Genomic DNA, 15678 nt, shown 5'->3' with positions numbered 1-15678 from the left:
CATTTCCCCATAAATCCAATAAAAATCACTACCTTAGAGTACCACAACAATTTCATTATGAGCGAATTTAAACCATCAATTACCGGACTTTCCCATCAAGAGGTGCTTTCATCTCGAAAAACGGGAGGTTCTAATTCGTTAGAACATCAAAAAAAGAATCACTTTTTGAATTCTTTACTCGAAATGGTTAAAGAACCTATGTTTTTATTATTGGTGGCAGCAGCGAGTATTTATTATATTTCGGGCGATTTGGGTGATGGTATCTTTATGACTTTTGCAATTTTTTTGGTAGCGGCAATCTCTCTTTTTCAGGAATCACGCAGTCGTAATGCCATTGATGCGCTCAAAAAAATGTCGCAACCCAAAAGTAAAGTCATTCGAAATGGTGAACTAATCGAAATTCAAAGCGAAGAAATTGTGTTGGGTGATTGCATTCAAATCGAAGAAGGAAGTTTTGTTCCCGCCGATGCTACAATCTTACAATCGCACGATTTTTCAGTAAACGAAGCGATATTAACGGGCGAATCACTTTCCGTTTTTAAAAATGAGGATTCCGAAAATAAAATCGTTTTTCAAGGAACAACTGTGGCAACAGGAATGGCAATTTGCGAAGTTACTGCTATCGGAAACCAAACGCAACTCGGAAAAATAGGCAAAAGTTTAAATGAAATTGCCGAAGAAAAAACGCCTTTGCAAATCCAGATTACCAACTTTGTCAAGAAAATGTCCATTATTGGAATCCTCATTTTTGGCATCGTTTGGGCAGTAAATTACTATAATTCGAAAAGTGTTTTAGACAGTTTACTCAAAGCACTAACCATTGCCATGAGTGTTATTCCCGAAGAAATTCCGGTGGCATTTGCTTCCTTCATGGCGTTGGGTGCGTGGCGTTTGATGAAGATGGGAATCATCACCAAACAAACCAAAACCGTAGAAACCTTGGGAAGTGCAACGGTAATCTGCACCGACAAAACCGGAACCATCACCGAAAATAAAATGAGTTTGGCGCAGTTGTATCTTTTCACTTCGGATGCCATTGTCAATACCAACGAAAAACTCAACCCTGAAGCCGAAGAACTACTAAGTTTGGCCATGTGGTCAAGCGAACCTACGCCTTTTGATGCCATGGAAATTGCCATTCATGAGGCGTATACCAATATAGAATCAACTGATGAACGACCTAATTTTAAATTGATTCATGAATATCCTTTGAGCGGAAAACCACCGATGATGACACACGTTTTTGAAGATAAAAATGGTAAAAGAATCATCGCTGCCAAAGGCGCACCCGAAGCGTTGATCGAAGTAAGTCATTTATCGGAAGCCGATCAAAAGAAAATTGTAACCGCAATGGAAACCATCGCCAACGAAGGTTATCGCGTTTTAGGTGTTGGTGTTACCGAATTTTCAGGCAACGATTACCCCAAAACCCAACAAGAATTGAAGTTTCATTTTAAAGGATTGGTCGCGTTTTACGATCCGCCGAAAGCCAACATTCAAGACGTTTTTGAAACGTTTTACAAAGCCGGAATTCAACTGAAAATTGTAACGGGCGACAATGCAGCAACCACCTCAACTATTGCCAAACAAGTCGGATTTAAAGAGGCAGACAAAGTCTTAAATGGCGACGAATTAATGGCCATGGACGAAGCAACGCTAAAAGTGAAAGTAATGGAAACGGCCATTTTTACCCGAATGTTTCCCGAAGCCAAACTAAAAATCATTCAGGCGTTAAAAGCCAACAACCAAATTGTAGCCATGACAGGCGATGGAGTCAATGATGGTCCAGCTTTAAAATCGGCGCACATCGGAATTGCCATGGGCAAAAAAGGAACTGAAATCGCTAAACAAGCCGCCAATTTAATCCTAATTGATGATGATTTTTCCAAAATGACCGACGCTATTGCCATGGGAAGAAAAATTTACATCAACTTAAAAAAAGCCATTCAGTACATCATTTCCATTCACATTCCAATCATATTAATTGTATTCATTCCGTTGGCTTTGGGTTGGATGTATCCCAATATTTTTACACCCGTTCACATTATATTTTTTGAGATAATTATGGGTCCGACTTGCTCTATTATTTACGAAAACGAACCCATGGAACGCAATTTAATGCTGCAACAACCACGACCGCTGACTACTACTTTTTTCAATTTAAAAGAAATTTCCATTAGTATTATTCAAGGCTTAGTAATTACCGCAGGATTACTGTTTGTGTATCAATATTGTGTGGCTGATGGTTGTTCGGAAAACGTCACTCGTACCGTAATCTTTATCGCACTCATTGCATCCAACATCTTTTTGACACTGGCCAATCGCTCGTTTTATTACTCTATTTTCACTACTATTCAGTACAAAAACAACCTAGTTCCACTCATCATTGGAATTACCATTTTGATGACTTCCTTATTGCTTTTTATACCCGTTTTCAGCACTTTCTTTTTGTTTGATTCGGTTACATGGACGCAAGTCGGATTGAGTGTTTTGGTTGGGTTTGTATCAGTAATGTGGATTGAGATTTATAAAGTATTCAGAAGAAGAAAGCTGATTTAATCAGATTTCTTTATTTGAAGCAGACGTATAAAAGTTCTAATAACGCCTTGTCCCGCTTTCCGCTTTACTGCGTGCCGCTTCAATCGGGGCTAGTTTAGACGTTTTGTATTTCAGTTGCACTTTCTGCCTTCTGCGTTCTGCCGACCGCTTTCTGAATTAGCCCAGATTGCAATGGAAAGCTTTTTGAAAGTGAAAACCAATTTTTGTTGCTGTGAAAAAGCGACCAACGGAAGCTCTTTTCGCAGCTTACAAAAATAGTTTGAAGTAAAAAACTTGGAATGAAAAGCTGGATTAGCTACTAAAAATTTGAACCATATAAGGCATATAAGGTCATTGAAGAGAAAACATACATGAACTTATATGTCTTATATGATAAAGAAAAAATTGAAAGTTTTTATGGTAAAAAATTAATGAAACTCGCCAAACAACCGCGAAGCCACATTGTATGCGCTTTCAAAGCTCATCGGACTTGTATTCGTATTTTCTTTCACAGTAGTGAAATAGGAAAGTAATTTTTCGGTGGGCATGTTGCCTGTCAAATCGTCTTTGGCCATAGGGCAACCACCAAAACCTTGAATCGCGCCATCGTAGCGTCGGCAACCGGCTTTGTAGGCGGCATCGATTTTTTCAAACCATTTTTCGGGTGTAGTGTGCAAATGCGCGCCAAATTCAATGTTTGGGTATTTCGGAATCAAATTGGAAAACAAATAGTCAATCACTTCAGGTGTTGAGCTTCCAACAGTGTCGGAAAGCGAGAGAATTTTCACACCCATTTGCGCCAATTTTTCAGTCCACTCGCCTACTATTTCTACATTCCACGGATCGCCGTACGGATTTCCGAAACCCATTGAAATGTAAGTTACAACCTCTTTATTGGATTTATCTGCAATGTTTAAAATTTCTTGTAGCGTCACCAAACTCTCGGCTATGGTTTTGTGCGTATTACGCATTTGGAAATTCTCCGAAATCGAAAACGGAAAACCCAAATAGTTGATTTCCTTGTGAACCGAAGCCATTTCAGCGCCTTGCGTATTGGCAATAATGGCAAGTAATTTACTAGTTGTTTGCGACAAATCGAGTTGCGCTAATACCTCAGCGGTATCTTGCATTTGCGGAATCGCTTTGGGCGAAACAAAACTTCCAAAATCAATCGTATCAAAACCTACGCGGAGCAACGCCTGAATATAGTCGACTTTACGCTCGGTGGGAATAAACGGTTTGATGCCTTGCATGGCATCGCGCGGACATTCGATGATTTTGATATTTTCCATGGAGTGACTGAGTTCCTGAGTGGCTGAGTAACTGAGATTTTTTGCTAATGTACTAAGATTTTTTCAAAATTGCGGTATTGATATCGCGCACCAATTTTGGACCTTCATAGATAAATCCGGTGTACAATTGTATCAAGCTTGCACCGGCTTCGAGTTTTTCGATAGCATCAGCAGCAGTGTGGATTCCGCCTACACCAATAATTGGAAATGATTTATTGCTTTTTTCAGACAGAAAACGAATGACTTCGGTCGAACGTTTAGTTAAAGGTTTTCCGGATAATCCGCCAGTTTCCGACTTATTTTCGGATTGCAAACCTTCGCGTGATAAAGTCGTATTCGTTGCTATTACTCCCGCGATTTTGGTTTCATTGACAATTTCGATGATGTCGAGTAACTGTGAATCCGTTAAATCGGGTGCGATTTTGAGTAGAATTGGTTTTGGAGTTGTATGTTGTAAGTTATCAGTTTGAAGTTGATTGAGCAGTTGTTTTAACGGTTCTTTTTCTTGTAATTCACGTAAATTGGGAGTATTGGGCGAACTTACATTCACTACAAAATAATCCACATAATCGAATAAGGCTTCAAAACAGATCTTGTAGTCGTCTACCGCATTTTCATTAGGTGTAACTTTGTTTTTACCAATGTTGCCGCCAATGAGAACACCTTTGTTCTTTTTGAGACGCTCGACCGCTTCTTTTACGCCGCCGTTATTGAAACCCATTCGGTTGATGATGGCCGAATCTTCTTTCAAACGAAACAATCGCTTTTTTGGATTTCCTTCTTGGCCAACTGGAGTTAATGTTCCGATTTCAATAAAACCAAATCCGAAGTCAGACAGCTCATTGTACAATTTGGCGTCTTTGTCAAATCCGGCAGCAAGGCCAACTGGGTTTTTGAATTTCAATCCAAAAACTTCACGCTCCAAACGTTGATCATTGACCAAATACAACGATTTAAAAAGTGAGGGAAAACCCGGAATTTTACAAAGTGTTCGAATTAATGAAAAGGTAAAATAATGAACTTTTTCGGGATCAAACCAAAAAAGAATCGGACGAATGAGAAGTTTGTACATAGTTTGTTGTGTTGTAGTGCAAAAATAGGAAATTGTTTGCAGTAAGAGAAGTGTAAACAAAAAGAAAACGCACCTAAACTAGATGCGTTTTCTTCAACCCTAACTATGATGAAAAATTACCCTATTTCGATTAAACGTTTTGGTTTTGGAAGTGCTTCTTCTTTTTTAGGAAGTGCTACATGTAAAACACCGTTTTCGTACGTTGCATTAATAGAATCGGTATTTACCGTTTCTGGCAAAGTGAATGCTCTGCGGAACGATGAATAGTTGAATTCTTTCCGAGTGTATTTGCCTTGAGTTTCTTCTTTCTCTGATTTTTCCTCAGAAGAAATGGTCAATACATTGTGATCGATTTCGATGTTGAAATCTTCTTTGGTTTTTCCTGGAGCAGCGAGTTCAATTCCGAAACTTGTGTCGGTTTCTTTGATATTTACTGCAGGAATGTTGTTGTTAAAACTTTGCATTCCGCCCAACCAATCTGGTTTTAATAATTCATCAATAATGGATGGAAATGGCACTGTACTTCTTTTAATTAAGTTCATAATTTTTATGTTTTAATGTTAAACGATTTTTTAATTACGATGAGCAAAAGACAAATTACATACCAATGGAAAAATCAGGTCATTTTGACATCAAAAAAGGGAAAATCCATCATAAAAACTGAAAAAAAGTCCGCTTTAACATTTTGTTAACTGACTAATTTTCAGACTGTTTAAAAACCAAAAGCCATTCAATACTGAATGGCTTTTGGCTATATGAATGTAGTAAAACTAATTATGCTGCTCTTGAAAAACTTCCAACAGAAAATCGGGGTGAACCATTGAAGTGGGCGATTCTTCCATTGCTTTTAACACTCGTTTCATGGCAAAAGGATTCAATCCCATGTTGATGCCGATTTCGCGAATTTTGATTTGTTCGCGTTCGTGTAAAACACCATCACAATGCATCAACAGTGCTAAACGATAGAATTGCTGTATGCGTTCAAACTCACTCTTAATGATTTCACTACGGTGTTCTTCATGAAAAAGCTGATTCAGTTCTTCTTTGCTAATTCCTAATTCAACAGCAATTATCGAAAGAAACATATATTCTCTTTCGTGCAATTCGCCATCTACAATCGCAAAGGCAATCATATCGCACAACAAACTTACTTTTTCTGCTTTTGTATTCATGAAATGATTATTTTTAGCTAAAATATAATTTTTTGTTAAAATGTGGAAATTAATACACTCAAAATTCGCTTTACTCTTTTTAATTAATTTTGGATTCTGCTTCACAAATGCTCAGAACAGTAGTGCAAGCCAGCAAGTTTCATCATTTACTATTGAATCTCCTCAATTGAATTCATCGAAAAAAATCTGGGTGTATTTGCCTAAAAATTATTCCGAATCGAACAAAAAATACCCTGTGATTTACATGCACGACGGTCAGAATTTATTTGATGCGAAAACTTCGTATGTAGGTGAATGGAATGTTGATGAAACCCTAGACAGTATTGCAGCACAAGTAATTGTCATCGGAATTGAACATGGTGGTGATAAGCGAATTGACGAATTAACGCCTTTTAAACACGAAAAGTACAATGGCGGAAATGCGGACAACTATTTGGATTTTATAGTTGCTACTTTAAAACCTTATGTTGATCAAAACTACCGAACCAAATCGAACGCCAACAACACTTGTCTTTGGGGAAGTTCGCTTGGAGGTTTAGTCTCTTTTTATGGAGCATTAAAATATCCAAAAGTGTTCGGAAAAGTAGGTTGTTTCTCACCTTCATTTTGGTTCAACCGGAAAGAAATTTTCGACCTGATGAAGAATACCAAATCTTTTAAAACCAAAGTATATTTTCTGTGTGGCGATAGCGAAGGTGATGATGATATGGTGCGCGATTTAAATGCCATGGAATACGAAGTCAATTCGAAACGTTGTGAATGTCAAAATAAAAATAAAAAAGTCATAGTAAAAGGCGGACAACACAACGAAAAATTATGGCGTGAAGGATTTAAAAAGGCGTATCTTTGGCTTTTCTAACTGTTTGGTAGTTTATGGTTCATAGTTTACTAAAATTATAACCCTAAACAACAAACTATAAACAATAAAAACATTGAATAACAACGATATTTTCAAAAAGCTCCGTGTGGCATTAATGCTTCGCGATGACCAAATAGAAGAGATTTTAAAATTGGTTGATTTCCGTATGTCTAAAGGTGAAATTGGTAACTTTTTCCGCAATGCTGATCATCCAAAATTTGTTGAATGTGGTGATCAAGTACTTCGTAATTTTTTAAACGGATTGGTAATTTACTTACGTGGCACCAAAGAAAATCCAAAAAATCCTATGGATGTAATTGCCATTCACAAAAAAGAAGCGCAACCAAAAGAATTTAGAGAAAAGAAAATAGAAAATAGAGAAAAGACAGCTACAACAACTGCTCCTAAAAAGAAATTTGTTCCCAAAAAACAAGTTAAAAAGGAGCCAATTGTTGAAAAAGTGCAATTCAAAAACGGAAAGAATAAAAAGTAATTTCTGATGGATTTAGCGACTCAAATCAAACACCAATTTCCACATTTTAATTCGGATTTGATTTCGGAAATGCTACAATTTGCCATCGAAAAAGAGGTTAAGAAAGACACCGAATTGTTGCGTGAAGGACAATTCATAAAAGTAATCCCACTAGTTTTTAGCGGAGTGATCAAAGTATTTACCCGTCACGAAGACAAAGAACTCCTACTCTATTACATCAAACCCAATGAAAGTTGCATTATGTCATTTTCGGCTGGAATCAACAATCAGCCAAGTAAAATTTATGCTGTAACTGAAGAAGATTCGCATTTACTCTTAATTCCCACTGAAAAATTAGGGCAATGGACAAAGAAGTTTCCCGACTTCAATTCACTTTTCTTCCTGCAATACAATTTGCGTTACTCCGATTTATTAGACACAATCAATTCACTTCTCTTTGATCGATTAGACAAGCGTGTTTTAGATTATTTAAAAGAAAAAGTGGACGTAACACAACACAATCCATTAAAAATTTCGCATCGTCAAATTGCTAGTGAACTCGGCACTGCACGTGAAGTCATCAGCCGAATTGTCAAAAAATTAGAGATGGAAGGAAAGGTCAAACAAAGCCCAACCACCATCGAAGTTTTGGACTAGTGACCAAAGTCACTGCACACCTTTTTTACACTGCCTAAATTTGTCTCATAATAACTAATTAATCATTTACATTATGAAAAAAAATATGGGTTCAGCAGATCGTATTATCCGATTGATAATCGCTGCAGTGTTAGGTTTCTTATTCTATAACGGAACTATTTCAGGAACATTAGGAATTATAGCTGTCATAGTTGCTGGAGTATTCGCGTTAACTAGCTTAGTTAGCTTTTGTCCGTTGTATCCTTTATTGGGAATTACTACGTGCTCGGTTAAAAAACCCTAGATCTTTTTCACAATCAAAATATAAATCCTATCTGCTTTCAGATGGGATTTTTTTGTTAGCAGTAATTTTAAAAAATACCTAGTAACAATTTTTGACAAGTTAAGACAAACAATAGAAATGATATTTGAAATGCGAAATATAATCAAAACTCTATTTCTTTCGTTTACCTGCATTTTTTCGTTTGCTCAAAATTCAAAAACGGAAATTTTCAAGAAAGACAGTTTAATCGTCATAGAAAAAAATCAAGCAAAAGGATTTTTTAACGATTACATACTTTTTATTCCAAAAGGAGCTCAACTGAATAAAAAAACATTCTTACTAGTAGAACCAAACAACACGGGGAAATTGTCAGATGACATCGAAGTTCATAAACAGCATGCTATCGACTTGGCATCTGTAAGTTCCGTAGGAAATAATATTTCTACTGAATTGAAAATTCCGCTACTTGTCCCCATTTTTCCTAGACCAGAATCAAAACCTTTGACCTACACACATGCTTTGGACAGAGATGTAATGTTAGAAACATCTACCGAATTACTCCGACTTGACTTACAGTTGTTGGCAATGATAAACGATTCCAAAAACGTATTAAAAACAGTACACATTGAAGTTGAGGAAAAATTTTTTATGAGTGGTTTTTCAGCTTCAGCTACTTTTACAAATCGTTTTTCATTTCTGCACCCAGATACAATCCAAGCAATGGCAATTGGCGGATTTAACGGAGAACTTATGTTGCCTCAAAACGAAATTAATAGTTGTAAACTCGACTATCCAATTGGCACTAACGATTTTGAACAATTATTTAAAGAAAAATTCAACTTTGAATCGTACAAATCTATTCCTCAGTTTATCTATATGGGACAGTTAGACGAAAATGATGCGGTTCAATTTGACGATGCTTACAGCAAAAAGGAACGAAATAGTATTAATGACAACATAGGGAGAACCGTTCAAAAAAGGTATTTGGAATGTCAAAAACATTATTTGAATGCAAAAATCAATGCAACCTTTAAAACATATGAAAAAGTGGGACATTGGACCACATCAGAAATGAATTTAGAAGTGATTCATTTCTTTCTTGATCAAATGAAAATGAATGAAAAATAGCATTGATTATAAATTCCAAAAATGATTACACACATTAAACATACCGAATTCATACTTTATGTAAAAGACCAGCAAAAAAGCACTCAATTTTATGAGCAACTTTTCAGAAAATCAGCCGATTTGAATGTGCCCGGAATGACTGAATTCATTATAAATAATCAGTGTAAACTCGGATTAATGCCTAACGACGGAATTGCAAAAATCATCACTCCAGCACTACCGCATCCGAACTTAGGAAACGGAATTCCGCGTTGCGAATTGTACTTTATTGTTGAAAATCTTAAGGTAGAATATGAAAATGTAAAAAAACTAAATACCACTATAATCAGCGAAATTGAACCGCGCAATTGGGGCGACACCGCTTTTTATTTTTCGGATTTGGATGGACATGTAATTGCTTTTGCTGAGAAAATGAAATAAAAAATCCCGAGCACAAACTCGGGATTTATATTTATTTATAAACGGACTAAAGTCCGTTTCAATTCATAAGTCCGTTTCAATTCATAAGTCCGTTTCAATTCATTAAGACAATGCTTTTTGCACTTGATCAGCTGCTTCTTGAAACTGAACCGCAGATAAGATAGGCATACCTGAATTGTCAATTAATTCTTTTGCAATTTCAGCATTAGTTCCTTGTAAACGTACAATGATTGGCACTTGAATCGCGTCACCCATGTTTTTGTATGCATCCACAACACCCTGAGCTACACGGTCGCAACGAACGATTCCACCAAAAATGTTAATCAGAATGGCTTTTACATTCGGATCTTTTAAAATGATTCTAAACGCTAATTCTACACGTTTTGCATCGGCTGTTCCACCCACGTCTAAGAAGTTAGCTGGTTCAAAACCGGCGTATTTAATCAAATCCATTGTTGCCATTGCCAAACCAGCACCGTTTACCATACAACCTACAGTTCCGTCAAGGTCAACATAGTTCAATCCGGCTTCTTTAGCTTCCACTTCAATTGGATTTTCTTCTCTAACGTCACGCATTTCAGCGTATTTCGGCTGACGGTACAATGCATTATCATCAATATTTACTTTGGCATCAACGGCCATAATTTTGTTATCCGAAGTTTTAAGTACTGGATTAATCTCAAACATCGAAGCATCAGAACCAATATAGGCGTTGTACAACGATTCAACAAATTTCACCATTTCTTTGAACGCATTTCCAGAAAGACCTAAGTTAAAAGCAACTCGTCGTGCTTGAAAACCTTGTAGTCCCACTTGTGGATCAATTTCTTCTGTGAAAATTAAATGCGGAGTGTGTTCTGCTACTTCTTCAATATCCATTCCACCTTCAGTAGAATACATAATCATGTTTCTTCCTGTCGCTCTGTTCAATAAAACCGACATGTAAAATTCAGAAGTTTCACTTTCTCCTGGGTAATATACATCTTCTGCAATCAACACTTTGTGCACCGTTTTTCCTTCTGGTGGAGTTTGTGGCGTGATTAATTGCATACCAATAATTTGTTCTGAAATTTCGGTTACTTGCTCTAGGTTTTTAGCCAATTTTACGCCACCACCTTTTCCTCTTCCACCTGCGTGAATTTGAGCTTTGATTACGTACCATTGTGTACCTGTTTCTGTAGTCAATTGTTTGGCTGCAGCAACTGCCTCAACCGGATTATTAGCTACAATTCCACGTTGAACGCGTACACCATATTTCGCTAAAATTTCTTTCCCTTGATATTCGTGTATATTCATAAGTATAAGTTTGTTGTTAAATTCTGAAACTCGTCCCAGAAAAAGTTTCACAAAAGTAATTAATTAGAATGAATCCTAAAAGAAATGTATATCAATTTAGTAACTTTCTTGAATTTGCGAGGAACGAAGCAATCTCAACTTTTTTTTAGCGATTTGGGAAGCGAATGGCTCGGGCCTTCTTGCCATCCATTTTCCTGCTGCCTTTCCATCCCGATAAAAATCGGGATTCCCTTGCATCAGGGCTAGTTTATTATCGTATTGAAAAAAAATTAGTGCAAAAAATAGCAAATCCGCAGAAATGTTAACGCGCTTTGAATTCGTTATCTCAAAAAGTATCTTTGCACAACTTTAAATTTTTAAAATAAATAATATGCAACCCAAAGAGTTACTAGCACTTGCCGAAGAATTTGGCAGTCCGTTGTACGTTTACGACGCTACAACCATCGAGCATCAGTACAACCGTTTGACAACTGCATTTTCAAAGGTAGAGCGTCTTCGCATCAACTACGCCATGAAAGCATTGTCCAACTTATCCGTACTGAAGTTGCTCAAGAAGTGCGGCTCGGGTTTGGATACGGTTTCATTTCAAGAAGTACAATTGGGTTTACACGCCGGATTTACTCCTGATAAAATTATATTTACTCCCAATGGAGTTTCATTCGAAGAAATAGAAGCAGTAGCCGAATTGGGCGTTCAAATCAACATTGACAATCTTTCGGTTTTAGAGCATTTTGGAACCAAACACCCAAAAGTTCCCGTTTGTATTCGAATCAATCCACATGTGATGGCGGGCGGAAATGAGAATATCTCAGTTGGACATATTGATAGTAAATTCGGAATTTCGATTTACCAAATTCCTCATGTATTGCGCATTGTGGAAAATACCGGAATGCACATCAATGGAATTCACATGCATACCGGTTCGGATATTTTAGACATTGAAGTATTTTTATACGCTGCCGAAATCTTATTCGACACCGCAAAACAATTCAAAGAACTGGATTTCCTTGATTTTGGTTCGGGATTCAAAGTGCCGTACAAAAAAGGCGACATCGAAACCAACATTGAAGAATTAGGGAAAAAACTAACCAAACGTTTTTTGGCTTTCGAAAAAGAATACGGCCGAACGCTGACCTTAGCCTTTGAACCTGGAAAATTTTTAGTCAGTGAAGCCGGATTTTTCTTGGCCAAAGTAAACGTAGTTAAACAAACTACCTCAACTGTTTTTGCCGGAATTGATAGTGGTTTCAACCATTTAATTCGACCGATGTTTTATGGTTCGCAACACACCATTGAAAACATTTCCAATCCAAAAGGAAAAGAGCGTTTTTACACCGTTGTGGGTTACATATGCGAAACCGATACGTTTGCCAACAACCGCAGAATAGCTGAAATTAAAGAAGGTGATATCTTGTGTTTCAAAAATGCGGGTGCGTATTGTTATTCGATGTCATCCAACTACAACTCACGTTTCAAACCTGCCGAAGTATTGTGGAAAGACGGAAAAGGTCACTTAATAAGCAAACGAGAAACCTTTGAAGATTTAATTAAAAATCAGATTATGGTTGAAGTCTAAAACTATAAATTTTAAATGGTATACAAAAAGTCACGAATTAACATAATAGTAATTCGTGACTTTTGTATTAATGCAACGGACGTTTTTTGATCATTCCGCCTTTAGTGTCTTTGATGGAATGCTGCACTACAAAAGCTTCTTCGTCAATTTTTTCGATTTCCAATAATAATCGTGTGACTTCCAAACGAGTGACAACACAGAAGAGGATTTTGTTTTCATTGTAATTCACACCCGATTTTCCGTAACCACTTTCCGAATTGTAAACGGTAACACCACGACCTAATTTTTCAATTATGGCTTGTTTTACTTCTATAGCATTTCGGGAAACAATCGTTACACCAATGTATTCTTCGATACCATTGATGATAAAATCGACAGTTTTGGAAGCTGCAAAATACGTCAACATCGAATACATTGCAGTTTCTACACTCACTAATAAAGCTGAAAAAGAAAACAGTATTACATTAAAAACCGAGATAAAATCACCTACAGTCAAACTGGTTTTTTTGCTGACGTAAATCGCCAATACCTCAGTTCCGTCAATTACCGCGCCACCACGAATGGTAAATCCGATTCCTGCTCCAAGAAAAAATCCTCCAAAAACCGAGATCAATAATTTATCAGAAGTTATGGCTGGCAGACTTATGAAATGCACTAAAAGCGATAACGCCAAAATGGCCAAGGTACTTTTAATCGCAAATTCGAGTGAAATTTGTTTGGCACCAATGATTATGAAAGGTAAATTGATGAGTACAATCAAAACGGACAACTCGATTCCGGTCATAATTTCGGTGAGTAGCGACAAACCCATTGCACCACCATCGAGGAAATCATTGGGCAGAAGAAATTCTTTCAAACCGATACTTGCCATCGTCACACCAATACAAATCAAAATAAAGTCTTTGATGTGTCGCGTGTAAACTATTTGAGTAATTCGGCTGCTGTTTTTATAAAGTCGTTCAAAAAATAATTTCATGTTTATTCAGTTTAGCCCAATATAGTAAAATTTGGCTAAAGCGAGAAATCAATTTTGATTTATTAACATTAATTCAGTAACCTAAATCTATAAGACTATCTCAACATATAACTAATGATTGATAATTCTAGTGTTGTTGCCACGAATTCACAAATTTAAATTGGGTCCGAGACTAAAAATTTATTCATCTTCGATGAACATTCGAATAGAATCAAATGTTTACAACAATAGATTCGATAATTCGTGGCTAAAAATTTAATCGAACTCACTGGATAAAAAACTTCAACTATTTTGCATCAACAATCTCCGTCAACACCTTGCCTTTAGTACTATTCGGCATGGAGATTTTTAACAATTGGGTTACTGTAGGAGCAATTTGTGTGATCTCTTTTCTATCGTTGGTTTTGCCTTTCTTGATGTGCCATCCGTAGAAAATAATCGGCACGTGAGTATCATAAGTATAAGGTGAGCCATGTGTTGTTCCTGTAGTTGAATATTCCAAATAACCAGGTTTGTACACAAAATACAACTCACCATTTTGCGTCGGATCGTAACCTTTTGCAACATAATCCAATATAACATCGTTGCCAGTGGCTGAGAGAATCTCTTCTTCTGTAAATACTCGTTTAACGTATTCTTTGGTATACAAATAGTCTTTGAACGATTGCTTAACATCGGTTAAATTCAACCCTTTAGCTTTGATTTTGTCTTTATCAAAATGGACATTAAAACTAGAATAATTCAGAATCAAATCATCGCCAAAAGTAGTTTTAGAAAAGTCTTTTAAATCACTTTCGACATTTTTATAGTTGATGCTATTCACATCGTATTTGTGATCTTTTAAATAGGTTGCATTTTCCGCTCCAGCGTGATCGGCTGTCAGAAAAACGAGGTAATTTCCTTTTCCAACAGTTGTATCTAAATAATTCAGAAACTCAGCAATAGTTTGATCCAAGCGCAAATACGTATCCTGAATTTCGATGGAACGCGGACCAAAAGTATGCCCGATGTAATCAGTAGAAGAAAAACTCAAAGCTAGAAAATCGGTTACTGCATCTTTACCTAAATTTTCCTTTTCGATGGCACGTTTAGCAAAATCCACAATCAAATTATTACCATACGGACTTACTCTCAAAACTCCAGCATCATTGTTATCCAACATTTCCTTCATATTATAAGGAAAGAAGGGTTGTTTTTTGTAGAGTTGACCTTCGTAGGGATTATCATCAGGAAGACTTTCGTTATAGGCTTCTTTGGGTTTGAATAATTCCCAACCTTTTTGAGCGTACGGAATGTAGTTTTTTTCTTTATTGAAATCATCTACCCAAGAAGGCAAAGTGGTTCCGTAATACGAACTTGATATGAATTCACCCGTTTTGCAATACCAAAAAGCCCAGTCTGCAAAATGTCCGGCTGGCAGAATCGCACCACGATCTTTAATACTGATTCCGATTACTTTTCCTTGGAAATTGGTTGACAATTTTAACTCGTCTGTGATTGTTGAACTCTGTAAATTTTTGGGCGACATTTTGCCTTCAGATTCAGTGCCGGGAACTAAAGTAGTTACTGAAGCATCATCGGTACAATACACGTCTTTTTTTAAAGTTCTGTGAAACCACTCGTTGCTTACAATTCCGTGAAGTGCTGGTGTTGTTCCAGTATAAACCGAAGCATGACCTGGCGCAGTGTACGTTGGCATATAATTGTAATGTGCATTTTCAAAAGTATAACCTTGTTGCATCAATCGTTTGAAACCATTGTTCGAAAAATCGCTTTGGAAACGGTATAAATACTCCATTTTCATTTGGTCGACAACTATTCCGACTACTAATTTTGGGCGTTCTTGTGCTTTTGTAAGGATGGAAAAAACGATAGTTACAATCCAGATAAACTTTTTCATTAGGATAAATTATTTGTACAAAAGTAGTATTTTGAATGGAGATAGACGTGAAGAAATT

Annotated in this window: 15 protein-coding genes; 8 read left to right on the top strand and 7 right to left on the bottom strand. The window is 36.7% G+C overall.

Going from position 1 to position 15678, the window contains the following annotated elements:
• The first annotated feature begins 57 nt into the window (after positions 1-57).
• On the top strand, positions 58-2559 hold the full coding sequence (locus VK161_RS13100; RefSeq protein ID WP_324215236.1) for a cation-translocating P-type ATPase: 2502 nt from the start codon (positions 58-60) through the stop codon (positions 2557-2559).
• Positions 2560-2966: 407 nt separating this feature from the next.
• Here the strand turns inward: VK161_RS13100 and VK161_RS13095 are convergent, their stop codons facing one another.
• The 4 genes from VK161_RS13095 to VK161_RS13080 all read right to left on the bottom strand — a co-directional run bounded on the left by VK161_RS13095 (position 2967) and on the right by VK161_RS13080 (position 6074).
• Complete coding sequence (locus tag VK161_RS13095; RefSeq protein ID WP_324215235.1) at positions 2967-3830, bottom strand: hydroxymethylglutaryl-CoA lyase; 864 nt, start codon at positions 3828-3830, stop codon at positions 2967-2969.
• Positions 3831-3882: 52 nt separating this feature from the next.
• Complete coding sequence (locus tag VK161_RS13090; protein WP_324215234.1) at positions 3883-4902, bottom strand: quinone-dependent dihydroorotate dehydrogenase; 1020 nt, start codon at positions 4900-4902, stop codon at positions 3883-3885.
• 116 nt (positions 4903-5018) lie between these two features.
• On the bottom strand, positions 5019-5444 hold the full coding sequence (locus tag VK161_RS13085) for an Hsp20/alpha crystallin family protein (RefSeq protein WP_324215233.1): 426 nt from the start codon (positions 5442-5444) through the stop codon (positions 5019-5021).
• A gap of 228 nt (positions 5445-5672) precedes the next feature.
• On the bottom strand, positions 5673-6074 hold the full coding sequence (locus VK161_RS13080; protein ID WP_324215232.1) for an excinuclease ABC subunit B: 402 nt from the start codon (positions 6072-6074) through the stop codon (positions 5673-5675).
• A 40-nt stretch (positions 6075-6114) separates the two neighbouring features.
• Between VK161_RS13080 and VK161_RS13075 the strand changes: the two genes are divergently transcribed.
• From VK161_RS13075 to VK161_RS13050, 6 genes are all read left to right on the top strand, one after another.
• Positions 6115-6933 (top strand): alpha/beta hydrolase, encoded by an 819-nt coding sequence (locus VK161_RS13075; RefSeq protein ID WP_324215231.1) that lies wholly within the window; start codon positions 6115-6117, stop codon positions 6931-6933.
• 73 nt (positions 6934-7006) lie between these two features.
• Positions 7007-7426, top strand: coding sequence for a DUF1456 family protein (locus VK161_RS13070; protein ID WP_324215230.1), 420 nt, complete (start codon positions 7007-7009; stop codon positions 7424-7426).
• A 6-nt stretch (positions 7427-7432) separates the two neighbouring features.
• Entirely contained in the window at positions 7433-8062 is a 630-nt protein-coding gene (locus VK161_RS13065; RefSeq protein ID WP_324215229.1) for a Crp/Fnr family transcriptional regulator, read from the top strand.
• A 73-nt stretch (positions 8063-8135) separates the two neighbouring features.
• Positions 8136-8345 carry a DUF2892 domain-containing protein gene (locus VK161_RS13060; protein WP_324215228.1) on the top strand — a complete coding sequence of 70 codons (210 nt, stop codon included), beginning with the start codon at positions 8136-8138 and terminating at the stop codon, positions 8343-8345.
• Between the two features lie 129 nt (positions 8346-8474).
• The gene (locus tag VK161_RS13055; protein ID WP_324215227.1) at positions 8475-9452 is read left to right on the top strand and encodes a hypothetical protein; all 978 of its coding nucleotides are present in this window, start codon (positions 8475-8477) and stop codon (positions 9450-9452) included.
• Positions 9453-9473: 21 nt separating this feature from the next.
• Complete coding sequence (locus VK161_RS13050) at positions 9474-9872, top strand: VOC family protein (RefSeq protein ID WP_324215226.1); 399 nt, start codon at positions 9474-9476, stop codon at positions 9870-9872.
• Positions 9873-9974: 102 nt separating this feature from the next.
• Here the strand turns inward: VK161_RS13050 and sucC are convergent, their stop codons facing one another.
• Positions 9975-11168 carry an ADP-forming succinate--CoA ligase subunit beta gene (gene sucC, locus VK161_RS13045; protein ID WP_324215225.1) on the bottom strand — a complete coding sequence of 398 codons (1194 nt, stop codon included), beginning with the start codon at positions 11166-11168 and terminating at the stop codon, positions 9975-9977.
• 370 nt (positions 11169-11538) lie between these two features.
• Here sucC and lysA point away from each other — a divergent pair, with 370 nt between their 5' ends.
• On the top strand, positions 11539-12744 hold the full coding sequence (gene lysA / locus VK161_RS13040; RefSeq protein ID WP_324215224.1) for a diaminopimelate decarboxylase: 1206 nt from the start codon (positions 11539-11541) through the stop codon (positions 12742-12744).
• 67 nt (positions 12745-12811) lie between these two features.
• Here lysA and VK161_RS13035 read toward each other — a convergent pair whose 3' ends face one another.
• Both VK161_RS13035 and pafA read right to left on the bottom strand, forming a co-directional pair.
• Positions 12812-13720, bottom strand: a complete 909-nt coding sequence (locus VK161_RS13035) for a YitT family protein (RefSeq protein WP_324215223.1) — start codon at positions 13718-13720, stop codon at positions 12812-12814.
• 286 nt (positions 13721-14006) lie between these two features.
• Complete coding sequence (pafA, locus tag VK161_RS13030) at positions 14007-15620, bottom strand: alkaline phosphatase PafA (protein ID WP_324215222.1); 1614 nt, start codon at positions 15618-15620, stop codon at positions 14007-14009.
• Positions 15621-15678: the final 58 nt, after the last annotated feature.

Origin of the sequence: Flavobacterium sp. (assembly GCF_035299245.1) — a bacterium.
Taxonomy (GTDB): Bacteria; Bacteroidota; Bacteroidia; order Flavobacteriales; family Flavobacteriaceae; genus Flavobacterium.
This window is presented reverse-complemented; position numbering and strand designations above follow the sequence as displayed.